The organism is Herbaspirillum sp. Sphag64 (genome assembly GCF_014192645.1).
Taxonomy (GTDB): Bacteria; Pseudomonadota; Gammaproteobacteria; order Burkholderiales; family Burkholderiaceae_D; genus Herbaspirillum.
This window is the reverse complement of the sequence record NZ_JACHYE010000011.1, coordinates 31,136-53,907: the sequence shown is the minus strand read 5'-3', so window position 1 is coordinate 53,907 and position 22,772 is coordinate 31,136. Positions and strand designations below refer to the sequence as shown.

The window sequence follows — 22,772 nt, the reverse complement described above, 5'->3', positions numbered from 1 at the left end:
CGAGCCTCAAGACAGCCGCTCCTGCAGATTGCATTCGTGCTCCGTTGTTCATGCTCTCAGCGTAGCAAACCTGGCCTAATAAAATAACTATACGAAGGTATATGAAGACGCTTCCACATGACGTCACCACTTAGATCAACAGGGTGATTCATCAGGCCGTTTAGCCATCCTCTGGGGATGGGCTGTTTGCGAGTGGCAACCGGAAATAAAACGCCAGACCGTGAGGCTCTCTGAGAGCGACGTGCAAGCTGCCATGATGTGCTTCGACAATGGAACGGCAAATGGCCAGACCCATGCCCATACCATTTTTCTTGGTCGTATAAAAAGCGTCAAAGACTTTATCCAACTGGGTCGTAGCGATCCCTGTTCCCGTATCTTTGACGTGGACTATCAATGTAACGTCATCGGGATTGGCAGTAGAGATCGAGAGAATGCGAGGTCGGTCGTTGATCTCTGCCATTGCCTCAATGGCATTGACGACCAAGTTCAGGAGTACCTGCTGGATTTGCACGCAATCTCCCATCAAGGCAGAATTTCTTGCCATCAGATCGAGATCAACAGAAATACAATTACGCTCAAACTCACCACGCGATATGGCCAGCACATGCCTGAGCATGGTGTGCAGATCAATCAGATCAAGTACCGGAACGGAATTACGAGTCAGGCTTTGCAAGCCTTTGATAATATCCCCTGCACGTTTTCCTTCGGAGGCAATATCTTTCAAGCCAAGAGATACCATGTCGAGATCAACCGGGTCACGTTCCAGCCAGCGTAAGCTGGCACCAGCATTAGAGACGATCGACATCAGCGGCTGATTGATCTCATGGGCAATTGACGCGGTCAACTGCCCTACCGTGATGGCCCTGGAAACTCGCGCGAGATCTGCCTGCGCAATCCTCAAGGCATCTTCTGACTGGCGGCGCACAGTCACATCAGTAGCACTACCAACGTATTCTTCGATCGCGCCATTGACATAGATTGGCTTGCCAATCCCAGCGACATAGCGAATCGTTCCATCTGGCCTGCAAATACGATGCTCTACCCGGATGGTCCCTCCCACTGGTACTGCCTCATGGATGACAAAGGCAACCGAGACTCTGTCATCGGGATGAATGATCTCCATAAATTCGGCAAAGTTCAATGAGGTCTTGCCCGGTGGAAGTCCGTAGATACGACACAATTCAGCTGAGCAAGCCATCAGATCATCCTTGATGATCCAGCGCATGCTGCCGGTATGACTGAATTGCTCACCGAGTATCAGTGAGCTTTGGCTTGATCTGAGTTCACTTTCGATTGAACGTCGCTCTGCGTTTTCACTCATCAGCGCATCGTATTGCGCCGCGTTACGCAAAACGACGGCAGCATGTTTTGCCAATATCAAGAGCAATTGAAGGTCTTCCTGGGAGAAGGCGTCTTCGCCTGAAAAGTTCTCTACGACCAGTACGCCCATCACTTTGCCATCGCTGGAAACCGGGAGCGACAGGATCGAAAATCCTACACCATCACTGACAGTGGCATGCTGACCAATGCGATGGCTTGCTCCCAAGCTTTCTACAGTAACATGGTGCCTGGTCTTAATGGTTTGTATCAGCACGTTCTGCAGCACATCATCATCCGTAACCGGACGCGATACCTGCTCAACGGCGACCCCATAAACCGTCGTTTTCGCGAGCGCCTCTACCTGACGGGTTCCGCCATCACATGAAATGAACACGCCCTTGCCCGCCCCTGCGGATTCCAATGCCATCAACAGAAGGCGGCGAATGACATCCCGACTGGTGAGCGCCTCCGATATATAACGTAGCTCATCGATCCCGCGCGCCGAACGCTTACGCTCATCGGCTTGATCGGTGACCGTTTGTTGGTGCCATTTCTGGCTCGGATGAATGAGAGCCGAGTAACGTCGTTCCAACTGCTGCGCCAGAGCCAGACTTCCCCATTGCGTATAGCTGATGTGTGCTGAGCGAATATGTGCCTCGGCTGTGGTCCGATAGCCACGGGTCAGCGCAAGACGTGCGGCCAACTCGTGTGCGATACCCTGATAGTGCAAGAAGCCACATCCACTTGCATGCGCAATGGCTTCCTCGAAGGCTGAAAGTGATGCCAGGTAATCACCATCTAGCCTGGCAATTTCAGCGCGAACAATCGCTTCCTTATCGGCAAACGTAGTCGGATTCGTCGTAGCCCAGTCTGCGATGACAGCGTGATGGGATTTCAACTTGTTCAGTCGTGCTTCGTGATCACAAGTGGTCACCTCCGAGGAACCAAGAATCAACGCTGCGAAAAAATGGAAGTCCAGGAGATGGATATGCGCGGGAACTGACCATGTCAGTTCTGACGATAGCGCAATGTATCTGCTTGCGCTGTCAAATTCACGTGCATGAAAATGTTTGATTGCCGCATACAGATACTGCAGAAAAATCAGGGTAGAGAGTGGCTGGCCATCATTGCCAGCAGATACGTTGCGCAGTGGTCGGAGCGTCTTTGAGGAACATTTCGAATGTCCGCCGACACAGAGATGCTCCACGAACTCTTTTTGCAGGAGAAGGATATCCTCGGCATCCTGAAACGCAACGTGATTGGCAAACAGCTGCGCCCGTGTAATTTCAGCACGAACCTCCGTCAAGCTGACATTCTTGACCAGCAGGATTGAAATCAGATCACAACTGACATAACAGGCGCTCGTCACGTCCGCATTGGCAGCGGCAAGCTGGAAGCCTTCTCTGGCGCAATCGATAGAAAATTGCAACGGTCGAACCCATACGCTGATCTGCTGTAGCGGTAATATCGCGCGCGCCACACTACTAGCGTAGCGATGACCGGCCGCCATCTCCCTACCCAGCACGGCATAGTTGAACCCTTCCTCAAATCGAGCATAGCGATGCGCTACCTGCACCCCAAACCAACCCAGCGCACTGGGGAAATGTGTGGTGAAGCCATTCTTGATATTCAAGCTGAGCAATTGGCACAAGCCAATGAAATGCAAACTATCATTGGTCACTGCTGCGCAGGTATGCAAAACGGATAACAGTGATACAGCAGTCTGAATATCTGCCGTTTCCGTCGGCACGATCTGCCCGATACTGGCCTTAGGATCGTCTCCCAACAGTTTCTTGATCGAGGCGTAGGCCATATCGCAGTCAGCCGACGACGGCTGCGATGGAATATCAAAATTCAGAAGGCGTAATCCGGCTAGCGCCTTGTCGACTGCCAGCCAATTCTCTGATCGGCGTTGGCAAATCTCCGCTTGCAAGCGAAAACTTGCCGCCAGACTTGTCCGATCGAGATTCTCGGTAATAAGCTGTTCACTCAATTGAGAGGCTGTGTGAACGTTACCAAGAAGGAATTCACATTCAGCACGTTCAAATGCCAAATCAAATCCGATGTCAGTCTTGCTGTCACTGCAACTCAGGGCGAGGTAAGAAGCGCCAGTACCCAGATAGCTCAGTGCACATGCATAGGCGGTCGCCTGCTTCGCTCTTTGCGCAGCCAATACGGCAAGTTGAGCGAACTCCAGACAGGGCGAACTCTCTGTCGCTGCATGGATTCCCTGTGCCAGGTGGTCAAGCACCTGAAAGATCTCATCGTCACGCTCGAATGCAGAAGTCTTTCTCAATAGTCGTTCCGCCGCACGTAAATGCAGTGCCATGCGCGCCTGTGGGCTGATCATGGCGTAGGCAGACTCCTGTACGCGGTCATGCGAAAAACTATAACCTTGCGGCTTGAGGATCACCAGTGCTGCGTCGATGGCGTCCTGCAGCAAATCATGCAGTACTCTTTCCTCGTAGTGGAGAATGTCAGCCAGCGTTGCCAATTCGATATCTTTGCCTAGACTGGCGAGACTCGCGAGAATGGTTTGTGTCACCAGAGGCAGTCGCGCCAGGCGCGTTAACATGATCTCGGCAATGCTGTCGGTATACTCCAGTGCCCGGATGCGGACAAGATCAAACTGCCATGCCAAATCCTTATGGTTGAACCACATCAGTCCCTCATCGGCAATCGAGTTCAGCAACTGACGGACAAAAAATGGATTTCCCTTGGATTTCTCATACATCAAACCAGCTACTTCGCGCATATTGGTTTGCGAGGTTTTAAAGGTGTCGGCTAAAAAGGTTTCAAGTACCAGCAAACTCAGTTGCTCCAGCCTGATTTCCCGACTATGTCGTGAACGTAGTCGTAACAGCGGTAACGCGGTGGCCAACCCGAGCGTCCCCTCCGAAAGCTCTTCACGACTCGCGAGCACCAGTAAAAAAGGCAATGCAGCGGACGCGCCAACGACATATTCGAGTGCACGGGCAGTCGCCGAGTCGACCCAGTGAACATCATCAATGAGTAATACCAACGGCCGCTCCGGCAAGGAAAATCCATTGATCAAGTGATGAATAAGTCCTTGGAAATGGATTTCGCTGTCCAGCGTTGACCGCTGAGCATCCTGGGAATAGTTTTCCAGTAAGAGAACTAATTCGGGAATCAGACTGACAGCCAGCGCCGCATATAGTCCAAGCAGAGAGGATAGGCGCTTTTTCCAGAATTGGCGGTTTTCTTCCGGCGCATGGAGAATCTGCAAGACCAGCGAGCGAAAGGCGTCGATCAACCCGGAGTAAGGCGTGTTGCGCAGGTATTGATTGACCTTGCCTGCGGCGATATTGGCATCGCGATCCTGCAGTTCATCGGAAAATGCATTGAGCAATGCCGACTTGCCGATTCCTGAAGGTCCAGTGATGATGACCAATGCATGACTACCAGTCCGCCAAACATGCTCAAATGCCGAGCGCAGGGACTCTCGGTCAACATCGCGACTGTAGAGATGGGGAGAAAATCTCAGGCCTTGCGCATGGTGGCTGTCTGAAGTCGTTGAATCATCCGGTTTCATTTCAGTTTCATTTCAGACGCATCTCAGTGTGTATCCCTGGCAGATTCAACAATGCGCAAGATACAAGTAAGCAAAGTGTCGGTATTCACTGGTTTCTGCAGGAATGCGATGGCACCATTGGCCTTCGCCCTGGCTTGAATTTCTTCAAAAGCATAGGCTGACAGAAAGATGATTGGCACAGCAATGTGCTGGGCAATCAGGTGTTCCTGCAAATCGAGCCCATCCATGCCGCTCAGCTGGACGTCAAAAATGGCACAAGCAAGTGTTTCGATTTCTTCATACGCCAGAAAGTCTTCGGACGAAGCAAAACTGATGGTGGAATATCCTGCTGACTTCAGCAGATTGGCCAGTCCGCTTCTGACGGCCTTGTCATCATCAACAATGGCTATAAATGCGGTCGCGACAAGGAGTTTCTTGGAATTACGCATAGGATTTCCGGAACGTTCAAGATGCCATTCACCTTCGCACGTCATCGTGAAGGCAAACCCAACCATCAGCGTGGTCATCCTGAGTCACCACAATGAGGTCAACTGGCTGACATCCCGCGTCACATCCCACTGCACGTCGAAACTACCGATGCCGCTGGCACTATGCTTGTCCATCGACGATTACCATTCAGTACGTTGTCAGTTTTCGTCTTGATGGCCACTGCCGGTCAGCGCCAATTTCGCAATGCTGTAGTACGAGGGCCAATCACCAGTTTCCTGATAGTAGGGCGACTCAATCGGCAATACCATTATCTATTTGTATAACAAGGCAGAAGCCCTCGACACCTCTCCCGCGTGAATTGACACCACTGAACTGACTGCAATTTAACGACTTCTTGCACTGGAAATACCAAGACGTTCAGAAACCCGTACCAGGTCAGCCAAGGTGCGGGTCTGCATTTTTTCCATCACCCGTCGCTTATGCACTTTAGCGGTAATTTCACTAATGCTGAGCTCACTGGCAATCTGCTTGTTAAGCAAGCCACCGATGGCAAGTTCGAGAATGGTGCGTTCCCGGGGTGTGAGCAGCTGATAGCGTTGAACCTGTTCCGCCATTTCCTGATTGTGATGAAAACTACTTGCTGCCTTGAGCAGCGCATTGTCCACGGCCATCAATAATTCGTCCGCACTGACAGGCTTGGTCAGAAATTCTGCGGCACCGGCTTTCATCGCGCGTACCGACAGAGGGATCGAGCCAAAGCCGGTAAGAAAAAGGATCGGCAACCTGTTACCCATGGAAACCAGCGTATCAAGAACATGAAAGCCATCTTGCATTGGCATGTTCATATCCAGAATCAAACAACTGGGAACGCATTCAAAAGGATGTTGCAAAAATTCGGCAGCAGTCGAAAAAGCCTTTATCCTGTGGCCCACTGATTGCAACAGCCGGCCAATGGAAGCCCTCACGAAATCATCATCATCAACAATATAGATAATATTCTGCATACTTCCTGCCCTCCACTGACATTATTGCCACGAACAGTGCTTCTGGGAGCGTGAAATACCCGAAAATGCGATTTCCCCACGCCAGCCTTTCTTGCGTGGCCGTTCACCACTATCAGCCCGATATTCTTGGTTATCTTGACGCTGATCATAGCGATGTAAATTCATATGCGTATGACAAAATCCCGGCCATTTATGTCATTTGACACATAATGGCCGCGTAGGATGCATCGCACAAATAAAGTGAATAGAATGCATCGCTAAGGCATATGCATGTCGACTGCCGAGAAACACCTATACGGTCGACGCTGTAGCACATGCGTAGCAGGAGGTGCCAGAGTGCGCACGTGATCCGTTGCACTCTGGATGGGGGAATTTCTCTCGCTTACCAGTTAATGGAAACCATAATAATGAAAATACCTGCACAAGAATCCATTCATGTCGTCGTGGTTGATGACGATCCCGGCATTCGGGAATTGATCGTTGATTATCTCGGTGATCAGGCAATTAAAGTCACGGCATTGGCCGATGGCAGACAACTTGATGAGGTATTGAAGAGCGCGTCGGTTGATCTGTTGATCCTGGATCTGAAGCTACCCGGTGAAGATGGCATGCAGATTGCCAGTCGGCTACGTCAGAATTCCGATATGCCCATCATTATGCTGACAGCACGTCTGCATGAGGCGGATCGTGTCATGGGGCTGGAAATCGGCGCCGATGATTATCTGACCAAACCTTTTTCTCCACGTGAACTGTTGGCCCGGGTGCGCGCACTGTTGCGTCGGGCCAGGGCACGCGAAACCGTTGCCGAAGGCCTGTCCAGACTGCGCGGCTATCGGTTCGCCGGATGGGAGCTCAATGTACGCTTACGCCGTCTGACAACACCCACGGGCCAGCAGATCGCGCTGAGCAATACCGAATTCAATTTGCTTGCCGCATTTCTGACCTCGCCCCTCACAATACTATCGCGTGACAAACTGCTCGATCTCTCACGTATGCACAACAACGAGGTCTACGATCGTGCCATTGATGTGCAGATTGGCCGTCTGAGAAAGAAACTTGAACTGCCCGATAGCGCAACGCCGCTGATCAAGACGGAGCGTGGCTTGGGTTACCTGTTTACTGCAGAACCGGAGGCGCTATTTTGACCCCTCTATCCTTTGAAACATCCCCCATGACCATGATTGTTGACCATGTCCCTGGCATGATCTGGACTGCCAATCCAGATGGATATATTGACTTCTTCAATGTTCCCTGGCTGGGGTATACCGGTCTGACACATGAGAAGGCCACTGGTGATGGCTGGATGGAGACGATCCACCCCGACGATCTACCGCCACTGCTGAGCATATGGAACAAGCTACTCGTGACAGGGACATCGGGGGAAATGAAGGCACGCCTGCGTCGCTTTGATGGTTCCTATCGGTGGTTTCTGACACGCGCACTACCAATGTGTGACCGCGCGGGCAAGATCATCAAATGGCATGGACAAACAACCGATATTGAAGATCTGATCTGTGCAGAGGCACTACTTGCCGGTGAAAAGGCGCTGCTCGAAATGATTGCTCGTGGCAGCAGCACTTCATTATTCCTCGAAAGAATGTGTGCCATCGTAGATCAGATTTCCCCTGAGTCGCTCGTCACCATTGGCTTGATGGCTGAGGATGACAACCGTCTGATACACACCGTGACGCCGAATTTACCAGCGACGTTTTCCCAGGCCATTGATGGCGATCAGTTTGGACCTGATGCCTTTCCCTGCAGTTTCGCCTTGGACGGTGCGAAGACGATCGCCATCATGGATATTGCCAATGACTATTCCTGGCCGGTCTATCGGGAGCTGGCGTTGAAACATGGTCTGCGGGCCTGTTTCATCACACCGGTCATTTCCTCTGATGGCGAAACACTCGGTACATTCAACCTGCATGCACGTCAGCCTGGCCCTGCCTCACAGCAGCAACTGGCGATCATCGAACAGTTCACGCATCTCATCGCCGTTGCGGTTGAACGTAAGCGCATTGATGCTGCCCTACGTTCCTCTCAGGAGCGGTTCTCTCTTGCAGCCGATGCCTCGGCGGAGGGAATCTGGGATTGGGATATCGAAAAAAATGAAATGTTCATGTCCATTCGCGCCCAGCGAATTTATGGGATGGAACCGGGTGTAACGATCCGTCCCCGCCAGGAGTGGCGCGAACGGATCAAACTGCATCCTGATGATGCCCCCTTGCAAATGCAGATGATTGACCGATACCTGGCCGATGCCGCTGCTGCCTACGATGGCGAATGGCGTATTTTGCATGGTGACGGCAGTTACCGCTGGGTGCGTATCTGTGGCTCATGTGTCCGTAATGCTGAGGGCGTACCTACCCGTCTGGCTGGATCGGTCAGCGATATCGATACACAGAAGCGCACCGAGGCTGCACTGGAGCAATCAAGACGACTCGAAGCATTGGGTACCCTGGCCGGCGGCATTGCGCATGATTTCAACAACATTCTCGGCGTCATCATGGGCTACGGTGAGATGGCCCAGCATGACCTGGCCGATAACGTACGATTGCAACGCGACCTCAATAACATCATGTCCGCCAGTCAACGGGGACGGGCGCTGGCTAACCGCATCCTTTCATTTAGCCGTAGCCATAAAATTGAGCCCGTACCAGTCTGTGTCGAAGAAGTGGTGAGCGAGGCGATCGATTTGATTACTTCCACATTGCCAGAAAATGTTCGCATCGAACCGCAACTTGGCGCTGGTGATGCCGCCATCATGGGTGACCCGACACATGTCCATCAATTGATCATGAACCTGGCCACCAATGCGGTGCAAGCTATGCCTCTGGGCGGTGTTCTCCAGATTTCCCTGCAACCGCTTCGAGTGACAACACCACGTGTGGTCACTACAGGAATACTTGCCGAAGGCGATTATTTGCAGCTACAGGTCAAGGACAGTGGCGAAGGAATTCCACCGCATGTGATGGAACGCATTTTCGATCCGTTTTTTACCACCAAGGAAATCGGTGTCGGCACAGGTCTTGGCCTGTCGCTGGTACATGGCATTGTCTCCGATCTGAGTGGTGTGATCGAGGTAAGCAGTAGTGCTGACGCGGGTAGTAATTTTTCGGTATATCTGCCCCGCTCGAGCACCTGCGCGGAAACAAAATGTACTGTAAATCGCTCTCTACCATTAGGTCGCAATCAACATATCCTGATCGTCGACGATGAAGCCGCACTCGTCACAATGACTGCAGAAACACTCGGTCGACTTGGTTACACGGTGAGTGAATTCACGTCAGCCCGGGCTGCGCTTGATGCCATCCGTAAACAACCGTTTGCCTATGATCTGTTACTCACCGATGAACGTATGCCGACCATGACGGGATCGACATTGATACAGAAGGCGCGTGCAATACGCGCCTCATTGCCCGCCCTTCTCATGAGCGGTTATATCGGTCAAACCGCTGCTGATATCGATCTCCCTAATCTGGTCGAGACGATACTTCCCAAACCGTTTACAGCACATGAACTGGCGACCACCGTCGCCAGCATTCTGGCACATGCACAGGAGCATTTTTTACCGTGACATCCTGCACGAGAGCCCCGGGATGAGCCTTATGCGTTTACCGCCATGCGGCCAGCCTGTTGCCGGTCCTCGCCAAGCAGAATCAGCAAAATGAGCAGCGGAACCAGCAATGCTGAAAATCCTGTCTCGATATACCCGAAAGCAGCAAGAATACCGCCGACGCCAAAGGCCAGGATAGTCCAGAAAAATTTGATGCAGCGCTCGGTGACTGCGGTATCTCGATTGCCCAGGGCCAGATCAATGAGGTCAATGACAATCTGGGTCACATTACCTGTCATCATCGACGTGGGGGCCAGATGTGCCAGCAACAACTTGCCGGTTGCGCTGTGCACCCCCATCGCCGCAGCGCCGAACAAGCCTGCCGCCAGTGAGAGGTCATTGCCTTGTGATGGTATCGGTGTGGCAAGCAGCCCCATGGCCATAAAGCCTGCCAGCAGCGCGAACTGCATCAGCAATACCTGAGGCAAAGCCCGCCGTTGCCGTTGCTCGGCACGCAAGACCAGGAACCGGGCAACAGCGACGCCCGCAATGAATGCCGGAAACGCCAGAAATTTACTCAAAATTGAGGCTGACGACGCATTGGCCAACGCCGAACCAATGAGAATGAAGTTACCCGTCACATGCGCAGTGAACAAGCCGAACAAGGCGACAAATCCTAAGGTATCGACGTATCCAGCAAGGAAGGAAAGACTGATGCTCTGAAAGCGGTCACGTTGTTGTTTATTCATACTGGCATATCTCTGGTTTGACGCGAATGGCGAAGAGTGACCACACAGTATCACTGATGACGGCATAGGGGTAAGCATCAGCGAATCTATCGTTGCTGCGATACCGACACGGGCAAAGCACTGACAATTGTTGTTGAGAGCACAATTGTCAGCGGTTGCCATTTACTTAAGAGGGATGACGGCCAGATTCGAACAAAAACCAGGTACGTTGCTCGGCTTCGTCGATCCAGTTTTCCAGCAGACTGGCAGTAGCAATATCAGCGTATTCATCACATAGCGCATGGGTCACCCGCATGAATCCCGCCAGCCGGATATTGTCTTCCCGCAATTCTGCGAGCATATCGGTAGCGGTCACGTAATCAGCGTCATTGTCGGACAGCCGCTGTAACTCAGCGATATGCCCGGTCGAGCGCAAGGTCGTCCCGCCAATCTTGCGAACCCGCTCGGCAACCAGATCCGCGATGGCGATAATCTGGTTAGCCTGCTCGTCGAGCAGCAGGTGATAATCTCGAAAATACGGTCCCGACATATGCCAGTGGAAATTTTTGGTCTTGAGATACAAGGCAAAGATATCCGCCAGCAAGGCATTCAGACCAGCAGATATATCCCTGACCGCCTCACTGCCGAGCAAGCTCGGCGTGATAAGCGGGGCGCGGCGGTGCTGCTGAGCAGCGTGCTGTCTGTCCTTATCCATGACGTTCCTTTCAGTGAGCAAAGAACTCAGGATTTGAGGAAGGACAACAAATCTTCATTGAGCAGATCCTTATGCGTGAAGGCCAGCGCGTGCGGTGCACCAGCGTAGACTTTCAACTTCGCACCTGGAACCAATTCTGCGGCCAGTTTGCCGGTGGCTTCCAGCGGCACGATTTGATCGTCATCACCATGAATGACCAGTGTTGGCACATTGAAGCCTTTCAGGTCAGCGCGGAAGTCCGTTTCCGAAAACGCAGTGACACAATCGAGCGTCCCCTTGATGGAAGCCAGCATGGCGATATTAAACGTTTGCGCCAATACGCCTTGAGAGACCTTGTGACCAGGCCGATTGGTGCCGAAGAACGGGGTGCTGAAATCGCTCAAAAACTGCGCGCGATCTGCACGCAAACCTTGCTTGATGCCGTCAAAGACAGCCTTGTCAACGCCTTGTGGATGGTCCTGGGTCTTGCCGAAGATAGGTGTCACGGCGCCAAGCAACACGACCTTTGCCACACGTGTCGTGCCAAACCGGCCAATGTAACGCGCCACATCGCCACCGCCCATGGAAAAGCCGACCAGGGTAACTTCCTTCAGATCGAGCCTCTCAAGCAACTGTGCCAAGTCATCGGCAAAGGTATCGTAGTTGTAGCCATCCCATGGCTGACTGGAACGACCAAAGCCACGGCGATCATAAGCAATCACACGATAGCCACGTTCGGCCAGAAAATTCATCTGGTATTCCCACATGTCACCGTCAAGCGGCCAGCCATGGCTGAAAACGACAGGTTGCCCATGGCCCCAGTCTTTGTAATAAATTTCGGTACCGTCACGTGTGGTCAATGTGCTCATGATCTCTGTTCCTTTATTTGAATGGTGCTGCAACTAGGGAGAAAAATTCTTCGTTTTATGACTTCGGTAATGCAGAGAAGCGATACTTCCCGGGGCCACACAGAGCGATACTGATAAAGATCAGCAGCAATAGCCAGCCGAACTGGCCTTCTGCCACGCTCCAATCCGGATGTACCGCAAACATAGCGATGAGCAACACACCAATGATTGGCAGACACGCCAGTCTGACCAGGACACCTGACGCAATCATCAACGGGCAGATGAACTCTGCAATGATGGCGGCCCACAGACTGAGATGCGGGCCAAAGCCGAACGGGTCTTCAATATGCTGCAACTCGTTGGCGTAGTGCAGTACCTTGGGTAAGCCGTGCACATAAAACAGCATGAAGCTGCCGCTCAGACGCAAGAACAACAGTCCTTGATCAATCCAAGGGGTATCAACGAGGGCGAGTAATTTTTTCATAGGAATGTATCGCTTTTTATAGGCTTGTTTTCATCTATATCAGAAGGCAAAGCAGCTGCAACCCAGCGCGCCCCAGAATCCGGTGTGACTCGACACTGGCACGCTGGACTTGCGGGCCTTGTCGTGGCTGTGTCCATGGACGCCGCAGGCACCCGCGCAGATATGGGGCAAACTACGCTGACTGGCAGGAACAGCACGGTAGTGTCCAGGTACCTTGGCAACGGGTGACCAGTCTGGCAAGACGGGAATGGCAGCAGGTCCATGATGCGAGAATTCAGCGTCGGCATAGACCACCTTGCCATCGACGATCGTCATCACCGATTCCAGGGACTTGATGGCATCTTCATGAATGGCGAAAAAATCAGCACTGAGCACGGCTACGTCGGCCAACTGACCAACCTTGATCCGGCCTTTCTTGTCCTGTTCGCTGGAAAACCAGGCGCTCCCGGCGGTCCACAATTCGAGCGCAGTATCACGTGAGAGACGGGCCGCGGTATCAACCAGTTTCAAACCACCCACGGTGCGCCCGGAGACCAGCCAATAGAGCGCTGTCCACGGGTTATAACTGGCAACCCGAGTGGCATCGGTGCCACCGCCGACCGGTACCCCCATCTCTAGCATGGTTGCTACCGGTGGCGTATTGGCGGCGGCCTCGGCACCATAGCGTTCAACAAAATATTCGCCCTGAAACGCCATGCGATGCTGAATTGCAATACCGCCGCCAAGTGCCCGTACCCGCTCGATGTTTTTCGGCGTGATGGTTTCGGCGTGATCAAAGAGCCAATGTAAGCCGTCAAAGGAAATATCGCGATTGACCTTCTCAAAGACATCGAGCATGCGTTCGATCGATTCGTTGTAAGTCGCATGTAGACGAAACGGCCAGCGGTTGGCTACCAGATGACGCACCACGCGCTCGAGCTCATCTTCCATGCCGGGTGCCAGATCAGGCCGTGGCTCGAGGAAGTCTTCGAAGTCTGCTGCAGAAAAGACCAGCATTTCACCAGCACCGTTATGGCGATAAAAATCATCACCCGTACCCGGCGATACCATTTCGGTCCATTTCTGGAAATCTTCCAGCTCAGCGCCCTTGCGTTGGGTGAACAGATTGTAGGCAATGCGCAAGGTCAACTGCCCGTCTCGTGCCAGCTGATCGATGATGGCGTAATCCTCAGGGTAGTTCTGGAAGCCGCCGCCGGCATCGATTGCACTGGTCACGCCAAGCCGATTGAGTTCTCGCATGAATTGACGCGTGGAGTTGACCTGATACTCTCGCGGCAAGGTCGGCCCCTTGGCCAGCGTGGCGTACAGAATCATGGCATTTGGTTTGGCGATGAGCATGCCGGTCGGGTTACCGCTCTTATCACGCTGAATTTCACCACCCGGTGGATTCGGTGTATCTTTGGTGTAGCCAACTGCTTGCAAGGCAGCGCGATTGAGCAATGCGCGGTCATACAGATGCAACACAAAGACAGGCGTGTCAGGTGCTGCTGCGTTGAGCTCTTCCAACGTTGGCATGCGGCGCTCAGCAAACTGGAACTCGGTCCAGCCACCGACTACGCGCACCCATTGCGGACTTGGTGTCCGGTCAGCCTGCTCCTTGAGCAAGCGCAGCGCATCAGCCAGTGATGGAACCCCTTCCCAACGCAACTCCAGGTTGTAATTCAGGCCACCACGGATCAGATGCAGGTGCGAGTCATTCAGGCCCGGTACAGCAGTACGGCCACCCAAATCAATCACCTTGGTCGTCGCGCTCTTGTAGCGCATGACTGACTCGGCATCGCCTACCTCAACGAACTTTCCCTGACTAATGGCAACCGCACTGGCCAAGGGATTTTGGCGGTCGACGGTATGAAATTTTCCGTTGATGAGAATCAGATCAGACGTCATCGTTTGGGACATGGTGAACTCCTGAATAACACGGTCTGTAAAGCCAACCCGGCAGTCTTGATCGAGTCGGACAACGCGCTCCCGACGTTGCAAGCTGTCGAGACAGCATGTGGGATGGACGCAGTGTGCGAAAGATCAGACTGCGCGTCCAGTTATACGAACGGATAATGGTTCACCTTATCCATCGCACCTATTATCGGACTTCGATAATGGTCGCAATGCCGCACTGCTGTCACCTGCGCATCCCAAACACTGTCGCCTGCACGATACACAAACATGCAGCGAGGCTGCCTCCATTGTCGTTTGCGCAACGCTTGTCACAGTCATGTGTCATGCCTGTGTCACATCTTTCAATGACCTAATGAGGACTACAAAATGACCAACCCCAAGCTCGAAGTATTGACTCCTGAGAACTGTCAGATCATCTTTATCGATCAGCAGCCACAAATGGCGTTTGGTGTGCAATCGATGGATCGTCAGGTACTCAAAAACAATACCGTTGCACTGGCCAAGGCGGCCAAGGCATTTTCGATCCCAAGTATCATCACGACGGTCGAAACGGAGAGCTTCTCTGGTCATACCTATCCAGAATTGCTTGATGTCTTCCCGGGCAAGGATATTCTGGAACGCAGCTCGATGAATTCATGGGATGACCAAAAAGTGCGTGACGCGCTGGCCGCCAACGGCCGCAAGAAGGTGATCGTCTCTGGTCTGTGGACTGAAGTGTGCAACAACACCTTCGCGCTGTGTGCGATGGCCGAAGGTGGTTATGAAATCTACATGGTGGCCGATGCTTCCGGCGGTACCTCAAAAGAAGCGCATGACTACGCCATGCAACGCATGATTCAGGCCGGCGTAGTACCAATGACCTGGCAACAGGTCATGCTGGAATGGCAACGCGACTGGGCCCGTAAAGAGACCTATGCAGCCGTGATGGATATTGTGCGTGAGCATTCCGGTGCCTATGGTATGGGTGTGGACTATGCCTACACGATGGTGCACAAGGCACCCGCACGTGCCAAGAGCAACCACGAGACGCTGGCACCAGTACCGGCCAAGTAAGTACGGACAGTAAATCTGATGTGGTGGCACTGGTACGTGGCTACCAGTACCACCGCAATCGATTGAACAATCCTGCATTGATTTGTAATGCCTACAGAATCAAAAAAATGACACCCTATCTTTTGTCACTTGGCGCCGGCATTCTGGTGGGCATGGTGTACGCCCTGTTTAAGGTGCGGTCACCTGCACCACCGGGTATCGCCTTGCTCGGTCTGCTGGGCATGGTCATTGGCGAACCGCTATTGACATTGATCCGGCCGTATTTTGGATAGCCCGCGGAGCACTGCATGAAACCTTATCTCGTCTCACTGCTGTTCGGTCTGTTGGCAGGAGTGATCTACTCTTTACTACAGGTAAAGTCGCCGGCACCACCTGCCATTGCTCTGCTGGGCCTGCTGGGTCTGCTCATCGGCGAACAGATCGTACCGATAGCGCGCCATTGGCTGGCGCGGCAACCGCTCACGGCGGCGTGGTTTCGTACTGAATGTATTCCAAAGATTACGGGCGTAGAGTCGCACGAAGAAAAGTTGACACGTCCAGAGGAGTAACTTGTTAGGCCGACGACTACCGTCAATTGCAAAAAATAAAGGGAACCGTCAGTGACGATTCCCTTGGATACTGCATTGAGGCGAAAGCTTCAACGGATCAGGCACCGTGATAGCTCTCGTTGCTGGATGGCTGACTCAGCGTCGACATCACTTGCGCACGTGTGAGCGAGCTACGTGGTTCCTGGACGATTGGATAGTTGTCACCGTTCGTCACCAAACCCTGTGCCTGTGCCTGCTTCAATTCAGCGATCACTTCGGCGCGTGTCTTGGTCGAGACAAACTTGGTTTCTGGTGGGTAAGCTGTTTCTGCGAATGCTGCACCGGCAGCAGCAAAGAGAACAACGGAAACGAGGATTTGCTTGGCATTCATGATAGTACTCCCTAAAAAAATTCAATCGGTTGATATCTCGATTGGCGGGTAGTGGCGCTTCTTGCTACTAGCTGCTAGCTACTTGCTGCTTGCTCGTCATCGATGAAGCAAAGTATAGCTATTGCTTAATTCGAGAAAAATAGCATCACGGTCAATTGTTTATTTCCATTTCAGGAACAATCGAACCAGGTACGCTCCATGCGGTGTAGCGCCGGCAGCGCCCCGGCGCAGACCGCAGAAACTGCGATCTGCGCGTGACTTTTCAACGCTCGAGAGTGAATGTAAAGCGCGCTGTGGCGATGTCAGGACAAACCAAATGGCCATACACGCTGTACGGTGCCATGCCAGATCTCCTGACGATCCGCCAGTGGCATGAAATCGAGATGATCACGATACAGGGCGACGGCTTGTTCATACGACAGGTAAGGGAGACATATTGGTCGATCCGTCCCCCACATCAGGCGCTTGGCGCCAAATACGTCGTATATTTTTTTCACCGTCACGAAGGCATCATCAAAGGGATAGGCCTGTTTCGAAAGCGACCAAGGGTGCGAGATTTTGACGTAGACATGCGGATAACGTGCCAAGGCCAGCAAGTATTGCAATAGATCCGGACGATCCAGCGGCGTATCCGCCATATGATCGATGACCACGGTCAGATCGGGATAGTGATCGATCAAGCGGGTAATTTCTGGCAAGCGAGTGGCCGGAGCCAGTAAGGTCATCGGTACTTGTAGACTCTCGCACCGAGACCATAATGGACGCATCAATGGTCCGGCAATCCAGTCACCTTCAGCGCCACCGGCGGGGCTCAGGCGAACTCCACGAAAGCCCTGTTCCGTGAGCTGGGTTAAGTGATCCGGTGCGGCAGGGTCATTGGGATTGACGCGTGCAACACCCTGGAAATATTGCGGATATTGTTTCAGGACATCGGCAAGATAACTGTTATCCCATTTGTAGTGGATCACCTGAATCAATACGGTGCGCGACACACCATTCGCCGCCATCAGCTTCAGTAGTGTCTCTGCGCTCGCATCAACGTTGGCGGGGACATCCGCACCGGAGGCATAGGGATAACGCGGATCGGTCTTCCAGACATGCACATGGGAATCGATCAGCAGTGGCTTGTTGGCCGGTGACAGGGTAGTCGCGCAGGACGACAGGGATGCGACAGCTGGTAGTGCGAGAGCGCTGGTAACGAAGCGCCGACGGGTCAACATGACTATCTCCTTACAGTATTCAACGTCAGTGGTAATTCAACGCACAATCGCTCAGGCAACAGCATGTCGCAAACGTCCTACGCTTTTTTCTTGCACCATGAGCCAGATTGCCAGTACGCCAATGGCCGCCAGACTACTGCTGAGAGCAAATGCGGATGCATAGCCGGCGCCATACTGAATCAGAAAGCCGGTGATACTGGGAGCAAGAATGCCGGCGAGATTAGCAAGCAGATGCACAAAGCCACCGGTCGCGCCAATCTTGTGGCTGGGCACGATGTCCTGTAGTAACGACCAGCAAGCTTGAGGCGTCATGAAGGCAAACAGACTCGCAATCGCAATCAGTGCGACAGCTGCAGGCAATGATGTAGCGCGCGATGCCAGCAACACACAAAGGGCAGCCATTCCCAAGCCCAGGATGATTACCGCCTTACGGGCAAACAGCACGTTACCGGTTCGCTTGTAGAGTTCATCTGAAATCAGTCCGCCGAGAATAAAACCCGCTGTGGCACCTAACCAGGGAAGAACGCCAATCACACTCATGTGCTTGATATCGAGATGCTGGTAATCCGTGAAGTAGCTAGGCAGCCAGGACAGGAAGAAATACAGCACGTAGTTGAAAGCAAAGAATGCCAGCGCCACACCGAGTACTGGCATCGATAACAGATATCGCGTGATGCGCTCGTCAGCGGCAGCATTAGCGTCAGCGCCTGCTACCTGCATGGTCTGGCGATCGGCGGCAATCAGGATGACCTCTTCTTGCGAGACGGCTGGATGCTCTGCTGGTTGGTCCCGAAAACAACGCCACCAACATGCCATCCAGACAAAGCCCAACAATGCAATCACGACAAACGAAATGCGCCAGCCAAACTGCAATGCCACCAAGCCGACCAGTGGCGCTGCAATAGCAGCACCCAGCGGTTGACCCGCGTTGGTAAGGCCAACTGCGCGCCCTGCTTCACGCCGGGGAAACCAGTTTGAAATCGATTTATTGGTGGTCGTGCCCATCGGCCCTTCCGCCACACCGAAGGCTACCCGCGCCACCATTAGCATGGCATAGTTACTGGCAAATGCTGTCGCACCACAGAATATTGACCAGAAGCCGGCGGCCAGCATGAAGACGCGACGTGGGCCATAGCGGTCCGCCGCCCAGCCCCCGACAAAACAAAACACGCAATAGCCGATAAAGAAGCTGCTAAAAAGAAGCCCCATCTGGGCATCGTTGATATGCAGATCATTCTTGATGATCGGTGCGACCACCGATAACGCAGCGCGATCAAGATAGTTGAGCATGCCTGCCAGAAACAACAGGAATGCGATGGTCCAGCGATAACGGGTTTTCATGAAGTCTCCTGTCAATTTGGTTTTGTGGGTCTGCATAGGCGCTGACTTTTGTTGCAGCTTATGTTGCTGCTTATGTTGTTGCTTATTGGGTCAATCAGGTGGGCGCGCTCCGGCTATACAAGCACTGCGCGGTCAATCGTAAATTCTTGCAACACTGCGGCATCCGGTTGGAAACCGAGTCCAGGCAGGTCTGGCATGCGCATGCTTGGTACCGCATGTTGATACACGTGAAGTGCCGTGGGCCACTGCAACCAAGGCACCTCAAGTGCAGCAGTCTGCGGCAACGTTGCCACCACATGTGCCGTGGCCAGCAAACCAGGGCCGTAATAAAAGCAGTGCGGCATCACCTGAACCCGATACTCGCCGGCCATTGCAATGACCTCACGCATACCGGTGAAACCACCGATCTTGGCAAGACTCGGTTGCGCGATATCGATCGCACCGCTGGCAAAGGCCTGTCGAAATCCCGCCACGCCTGAAGCATTTTCACCGGCGGAAACAGGAACACCTTGACGACGCACCTGCGCCAGACCGTCAAGATCATCGGGCGGCCAAACCGGCTCTTCGATCCATTCCAGCCCAATCCCATTGAGTGCTGCAACGCGTGTCACCGCCTCGGCAACTTGCCAGGGGCAATTCACATCGACGGCAAGTGCGATCTCCTTTGGCAATGCCTCGCGTGCAGCGACAATGGCGGCATGCTCGGTTTCGTGTAATTTAAGTCGCTTGAATCCGGCACGCGCAGCGCGTTGCACCTGACGGGCAACCTCGTCGGGATCATTGTCGTAACTAACCAGACTGGCGTAGACGTCAATCGTCTCGCGTTTGCCGCCCATCCAGCGATACAGCGGCTCTCCTGCAGCTTGCGCAGCCAGATCCCACAGTGCCGTATCAATTGCTGACAGGGCAAACAGCACCGGACCGGTCCGACCAAACGCATGCAATGCGCGATCAGCGGCGTCGCGCACGGCAGCAATGCCATCCATCGTTGGCAAGAATTCCACACCAGAAAACCAACGTCCGACGGGCCCGGCCAGTGCCGCAAAAGTCACCGGATTGATCAGATGACCGAAAGCTTCACCCCATCCCTCACGTCCCTGCTCATCGGTCAATTTGACCAGCAGGGTTTCCATACGGCGCAGTTCCGGAGATGCCGCGTTGTAGGCATCTCGCGCTCCACTAGCAACAATCGGTGTGCGCCCGGCATCAAACGGCAGAGCAACACGAATCACTTCAAAACGAGAAATTTTCACGATGACAATCTCACTCCTGGCCAGCGTCGTCTAACGTCAACGCATCAAAACATCGGCCTGCGCACTTTGCGCGACCCGAGGCACTAGTTATACGTCATCGTACCACTTAAATAAAAAGCTCGCAAAGAATGCGCCAAATATACAGAATAAAGTGAGTGATAGCGATCTTCTGTCGCTAACTGGCACACCTAAGTTATACGTTATCGTACATTAAAGGCGAAAATAATCACGTCATCGTTCCGAGCACCCTGACTCGGCGTCTGAATGAATTACCTCGATTACAGATCGGTGCACTCCACATCGACTTGAAAAAATAAAGGGAACCGTCGCTGACGATTCCCTTCGGTACGGTATCAAAGATGATGCTTCAAGTGATCAGGCACCGCGATAGATATTGATGTCCGATGGCTGATGCAAAGTCGAAATCACTTGCTCACGGGTGAGCGAAGTAGGTTGCTGTTTGATGATCGGATAGTTATTACCGTTGGTAATCAGTCCTTCAGCCCGTGCCTGCTTCAATTCAGCGATCACTTCGGCACGTGTCTTGGTCGAGACAAACTTGGTTTCCGGTGGGTAAGCTGTTTCTGCGAATGCTGCACCAGCAGCGGCAAAGAGAACAACGGAAACAACGATTTGCTTGGCATTCATGATGGTACTCCCTAAAAAATTCAATCAGTTGATATCTCGATTGGCGGGTAGTGGCGCTGCTTGCTTCTCACTGCTTGCTGCTTGCTCGTCATCGATGAAGCAAAGTATAGCTATTGCTTAATTTGAGAAAAATAGCGATATAGTTAATTGCTTATTTCTAATTTAGAAACAATACTTTCAGAACGAAAGAGAACTATGCACTCTCAGGGAAGTTTGACTTCAGTCGATACTGACGTTGGCGGTAACTTCCCTCGAGGCCGCTGAAACTACAATCGACATCACTAAACAGACGACAGATCCGGTTCAGCGTGGCACGTTGCTCGTCGGTGTCGATCACCACCAGACGACGCCTGCTGCGAGCGTAGTAACGGCAGATATCAATCACCAGACAATGTCCATAGTCGGCCGCCTTCACATCGATCAGCAGCGCTTCTGGATTGGTCAAACCAAACGTTGCTGCCAATTCAACCCGGGCACTCAGAAACGGATGCGCACTCTTTCGTTTTTCATTCAGATGCATTAGGGCATTGTCGGCCCAGCGCATCTGGCCTGATCGCGCAGAAAATGCTTGCAGTGCATTTTTGGCATTGTCACAGTGTTGCTCCGCAGCCTTTTTCCACCAATAGATCGCGTTGATATCATTGAGTGGACTGTCACGACGCTTGCGCCAATAGATTTGTGCCAGTTCATATTGTGCATTGACGGCCCCAAGGCTGGCTGCCTTTTCAAGGTATTGCAACGACACATCCAGGTTACGCTGCGAATAAATGGAGCGTGCATAAATGCGGGCCAGCGCATGCCATGCCAATGACGAGCCACGCTCACCAGCGACCGTCAGCCAGTGCAAGGCTTTTTTGAAATTTGCCAAACCAAGCTCCATAAACACACGGTTGCCATGACGGTCGAGTTTGGCATTGAGTAGTCCCAGCTCAAGTTGCGCCTCAATGTTCCCTGCGATGGCGGCCAGTTCCAGCATCCATCCGGCCTCAACAAGATCAGGCTTTACTGCACGCAGGCGCCATTGTGCGTAGCGCAATAGCAAGAGTGACTCGTCTGCGCAGAGAACAATGTCGCGGCTGATATCCTGGCCTTTTTCCAGTTGCATCACTGCGACCACATGTCGATGGCGTATTTTTTTGGACAGCACTGCAGCGCCACGCGCAAAAGTGACGTAATCGGATTTTGCCCAGGCCTGATCCAGCAGAGCGAATTGTGCTTGCTCGACACCGGCGTAAGCGGCCTTGGTGATGAGCCGTTCTTCCAGCGTCGGGAAATCTTCCTCCGAAATCGGCGGCGGTTGCTGATTGCTACTTACATCCTCCTGGCTGCCGTGATCATGCCGATGTTTCTGTATCTGCTGTGCCAGGAGCCACTGTGCCTGATGATCGTCTTGATTGGCTAAAAAGGACAAGGCGCCAATTGCTCTCGCCTGACTGTTGCTGTCGAACTGCTCGGCATTGTCGAGAACCAGACGTGCAAAGGTGAGTCCGGCGTTCTGAATCCCCGCATCGAAGGCTTTCTCGTACCATAATGCTGCCTCGCGCGCGACGGACAGTGCCTTGACGTCATCGTAGGAAATATTCCGTCCGATCGCTTTCCAAGCATCATCAACACCTTGTTGCGCGGCGCGCTTCAACCAGTAGAACGCGGTGACATTATTTCTGGGCAAACCAGTTCCGCCATCGAGATAGCGATTCCCCAATGCCAGTTGCGCCTGGGATTCGCCTGCACGTGCTGCTTTGATCACAGCCATTTCTTCTCTTGTTGCCATCGTGTTTATCCGTTACTTGAAGGAGAGTGCTGAGCGTGAGCACCGAAAAAAGACAAAAG

19 protein-coding genes are annotated in these 22,772 nt (G+C 52.9%); 5 read left to right on the top strand and 14 right to left on the bottom strand.

The window, feature by feature from the left end:
- Positions 1-160: 160 nt before the first annotated feature.
- The 3 genes from FHW66_RS16185 to FHW66_RS16175 form a co-directional block, all read right to left on the bottom strand.
- Entirely contained in the window at positions 161-4,873 is a 4,713-nt protein-coding gene (locus tag FHW66_RS16185) for an AAA family ATPase (protein ID WP_183380856.1), read from the bottom strand.
- 23 nt (positions 4,874-4,896) lie between these two features.
- On the bottom strand, positions 4,897-5,379 hold the full coding sequence (locus FHW66_RS16180; protein WP_255459009.1) for a response regulator transcription factor: 483 nt from the start codon (positions 5,377-5,379) through the stop codon (positions 4,897-4,899).
- A gap of 306 nt (positions 5,380-5,685) precedes the next feature.
- Complete coding sequence (locus tag FHW66_RS16175; RefSeq protein ID WP_183380855.1) at positions 5,686-6,306, bottom strand: response regulator transcription factor; 621 nt, start codon at positions 6,304-6,306, stop codon at positions 5,686-5,688.
- A gap of 407 nt (positions 6,307-6,713) precedes the next feature.
- Here FHW66_RS16175 and FHW66_RS16170 point away from each other — a divergent pair, with 407 nt between their 5' ends.
- Complete coding sequence (locus tag FHW66_RS16170) at positions 6,714-7,451, top strand: response regulator (protein ID WP_255459008.1); 738 nt, start codon at positions 6,714-6,716, stop codon at positions 7,449-7,451.
- A gap of 26 nt (positions 7,452-7,477) precedes the next feature.
- A complete protein-coding gene (locus FHW66_RS16165) occupies positions 7,478-9,880 on the top strand; it encodes a PAS domain-containing protein (protein WP_183380853.1) in 2,403 nt (800 codons plus the stop codon).
- Positions 9,881-9,909: 29 nt separating this feature from the next.
- Here the strand turns inward: FHW66_RS16165 and FHW66_RS16160 are convergent, their stop codons facing one another.
- The 5 genes from FHW66_RS16160 to FHW66_RS16140 all read right to left on the bottom strand — a co-directional run bounded on the left by FHW66_RS16160 (position 9,910) and on the right by FHW66_RS16140 (position 14,500).
- Positions 9,910-10,608 (bottom strand): YoaK family protein, encoded by a 699-nt coding sequence (locus FHW66_RS16160; RefSeq protein ID WP_183380852.1) that lies wholly within the window; start codon positions 10,606-10,608, stop codon positions 9,910-9,912.
- Between the two features lie 166 nt (positions 10,609-10,774).
- Entirely contained in the window at positions 10,775-11,302 is a 528-nt protein-coding gene (locus FHW66_RS16155; RefSeq protein ID WP_183380851.1) for a Dps family protein, read from the bottom strand.
- 26 nt (positions 11,303-11,328) lie between these two features.
- Positions 11,329-12,150: an alpha/beta fold hydrolase gene (locus FHW66_RS16150; RefSeq protein WP_183380850.1), complete on the bottom strand. Its 822-nt coding sequence runs from the start codon at positions 12,148-12,150 to the stop codon at positions 11,329-11,331.
- Positions 12,151-12,205: 55 nt separating this feature from the next.
- A complete protein-coding gene (locus tag FHW66_RS16145) occupies positions 12,206-12,613 on the bottom strand; it encodes a DoxX family protein (protein WP_183380849.1) in 408 nt (135 codons plus the stop codon).
- A 39-nt stretch (positions 12,614-12,652) separates the two neighbouring features.
- Positions 12,653-14,500, bottom strand: a complete 1,848-nt coding sequence (locus tag FHW66_RS16140) for an amidohydrolase (protein WP_183380920.1) — start codon at positions 14,498-14,500, stop codon at positions 12,653-12,655.
- A 375-nt stretch (positions 14,501-14,875) separates the two neighbouring features.
- Between FHW66_RS16140 and FHW66_RS16135 the strand changes: the two genes are divergently transcribed.
- The 3 genes from FHW66_RS16135 (at position 14,876) to FHW66_RS16125 (ending at position 16,110) form a co-directional block, all read left to right on the top strand.
- Complete coding sequence (locus FHW66_RS16135; RefSeq protein WP_183380848.1) at positions 14,876-15,562, top strand: hydrolase; 687 nt, start codon at positions 14,876-14,878, stop codon at positions 15,560-15,562.
- 107 nt (positions 15,563-15,669) lie between these two features.
- On the top strand, positions 15,670-15,834 hold the full coding sequence (locus FHW66_RS16130; RefSeq protein ID WP_183380847.1) for a DUF1427 family protein: 165 nt from the start codon (positions 15,670-15,672) through the stop codon (positions 15,832-15,834).
- Between the two features lie 15 nt (positions 15,835-15,849).
- Positions 15,850-16,110: a DUF1427 family protein gene (locus FHW66_RS16125; RefSeq protein ID WP_183380846.1), complete on the top strand. Its 261-nt coding sequence runs from the start codon at positions 15,850-15,852 to the stop codon at positions 16,108-16,110.
- A 97-nt stretch (positions 16,111-16,207) separates the two neighbouring features.
- On the opposite strand, the gene FHW66_RS16120 is transcribed toward FHW66_RS16125, so the two are convergent.
- The 6 genes from FHW66_RS16120 to FHW66_RS16095 all read right to left on the bottom strand — a co-directional run bounded on the left by FHW66_RS16120 (position 16,208) and on the right by FHW66_RS16095 (position 22,713).
- A complete protein-coding gene (locus FHW66_RS16120) occupies positions 16,208-16,480 on the bottom strand; it encodes a DUF4148 domain-containing protein (RefSeq protein ID WP_183380845.1) in 273 nt (90 codons plus the stop codon).
- A 302-nt stretch (positions 16,481-16,782) separates the two neighbouring features.
- Positions 16,783-17,700 (bottom strand): amidohydrolase, encoded by a 918-nt coding sequence (locus tag FHW66_RS16115; RefSeq protein ID WP_183380844.1) that lies wholly within the window; start codon positions 17,698-17,700, stop codon positions 16,783-16,785.
- Positions 17,701-17,751: 51 nt separating this feature from the next.
- On the bottom strand, positions 17,752-19,041 hold the full coding sequence (locus FHW66_RS16110; RefSeq protein WP_183380843.1) for an MFS transporter: 1,290 nt from the start codon (positions 19,039-19,041) through the stop codon (positions 17,752-17,754).
- 113 nt (positions 19,042-19,154) lie between these two features.
- The gene (locus FHW66_RS16105; RefSeq protein ID WP_183380842.1) at positions 19,155-20,294 is read right to left on the bottom strand and encodes a mandelate racemase/muconate lactonizing enzyme family protein; all 1,140 of its coding nucleotides are present in this window, start codon (positions 20,292-20,294) and stop codon (positions 19,155-19,157) included.
- A 375-nt stretch (positions 20,295-20,669) separates the two neighbouring features.
- A complete protein-coding gene (locus FHW66_RS16100) occupies positions 20,670-20,942 on the bottom strand; it encodes a DUF4148 domain-containing protein (RefSeq protein ID WP_183380841.1) in 273 nt (90 codons plus the stop codon).
- Positions 20,943-21,135: 193 nt separating this feature from the next.
- Positions 21,136-22,713 (bottom strand): SEL1-like repeat protein, encoded by a 1,578-nt coding sequence (locus FHW66_RS16095; protein ID WP_183380840.1) that lies wholly within the window; start codon positions 22,711-22,713, stop codon positions 21,136-21,138.
- Positions 22,714-22,772: the final 59 nt, after the last annotated feature.

What these genes read in the sequence shown, in the direction of transcription:
- FHW66_RS16150 (WP_183380850.1), bottom strand. Translation starts at nt 12,150, where the DNA reads ATGAGCACATTGACCACACGTGACGGTACCGAAATTTATTACAAAGAC.
- FHW66_RS16180 (WP_255459009.1), bottom strand. Translation starts at nt 5,379, where the DNA reads ATGACCACGCTGATGGTTGGGTTTGCCTTCACGATGACGTGCGAAGGT.
- FHW66_RS16110 (WP_183380843.1), bottom strand. Translation starts at nt 19,041, where the DNA reads ATGAAAACCCGTTATCGCTGGACCATCGCATTCCTGTTGTTTCTGGCA.
- FHW66_RS16135 (WP_183380848.1), top strand. Translation starts at nt 14,876, where the DNA reads ATGACCAACCCCAAGCTCGAAGTATTGACTCCTGAGAACTGTCAGATC.
- FHW66_RS16095 (WP_183380840.1), bottom strand. Translation starts at nt 22,713, where the DNA reads ATGGCAACAAGAGAAGAAATGGCTGTGATCAAAGCAGCACGTGCAGGC.
- FHW66_RS16130 (WP_183380847.1), top strand. Translation starts at nt 15,670, where the DNA reads ATGACACCCTATCTTTTGTCACTTGGCGCCGGCATTCTGGTGGGCATG.
- FHW66_RS16115 (WP_183380844.1), bottom strand. Translation starts at nt 17,700, where the DNA reads ATGTTGACCCGTCGGCGCTTCGTTACCAGCGCTCTCGCACTACCAGCT.
- FHW66_RS16155 (WP_183380851.1), bottom strand. Translation starts at nt 11,302, where the DNA reads ATGGATAAGGACAGACAGCACGCTGCTCAGCAGCACCGCCGCGCCCCG.
- FHW66_RS16160 (WP_183380852.1), bottom strand. Translation starts at nt 10,608, where the DNA reads ATGAATAAACAACAACGTGACCGCTTTCAGAGCATCAGTCTTTCCTTC.
- FHW66_RS16145 (WP_183380849.1), bottom strand. Translation starts at nt 12,613, where the DNA reads ATGAAAAAATTACTCGCCCTCGTTGATACCCCTTGGATTGATCAAGGA.
- FHW66_RS16165 (WP_183380853.1), top strand. Translation starts at nt 7,478, where the DNA reads ATGACCATGATTGTTGACCATGTCCCTGGCATGATCTGGACTGCCAAT.
- FHW66_RS16185 (WP_183380856.1), bottom strand. Translation starts at nt 4,873, where the DNA reads ATGAAACCGGATGATTCAACGACTTCAGACAGCCACCATGCGCAAGGC.
- FHW66_RS16120 (WP_183380845.1), bottom strand. Translation starts at nt 16,480, where the DNA reads ATGAATGCCAAGCAAATCCTCGTTTCCGTTGTTCTCTTTGCTGCTGCC.
- FHW66_RS16175 (WP_183380855.1), bottom strand. Translation starts at nt 6,306, where the DNA reads ATGCAGAATATTATCTATATTGTTGATGATGATGATTTCGTGAGGGCT.
- FHW66_RS16100 (WP_183380841.1), bottom strand. Translation starts at nt 20,942, where the DNA reads ATGAATGCCAAGCAAATCGTTGTTTCCGTTGTTCTCTTTGCCGCTGCT.
- FHW66_RS16140 (WP_183380920.1), bottom strand. Translation starts at nt 14,500, where the DNA reads ATGACGTCTGATCTGATTCTCATCAACGGAAAATTTCATACCGTCGAC.
- FHW66_RS16170 (WP_255459008.1), top strand. Translation starts at nt 6,714, where the DNA reads ATGAAAATACCTGCACAAGAATCCATTCATGTCGTCGTGGTTGATGAC.
- FHW66_RS16125 (WP_183380846.1), top strand. Translation starts at nt 15,850, where the DNA reads ATGAAACCTTATCTCGTCTCACTGCTGTTCGGTCTGTTGGCAGGAGTG.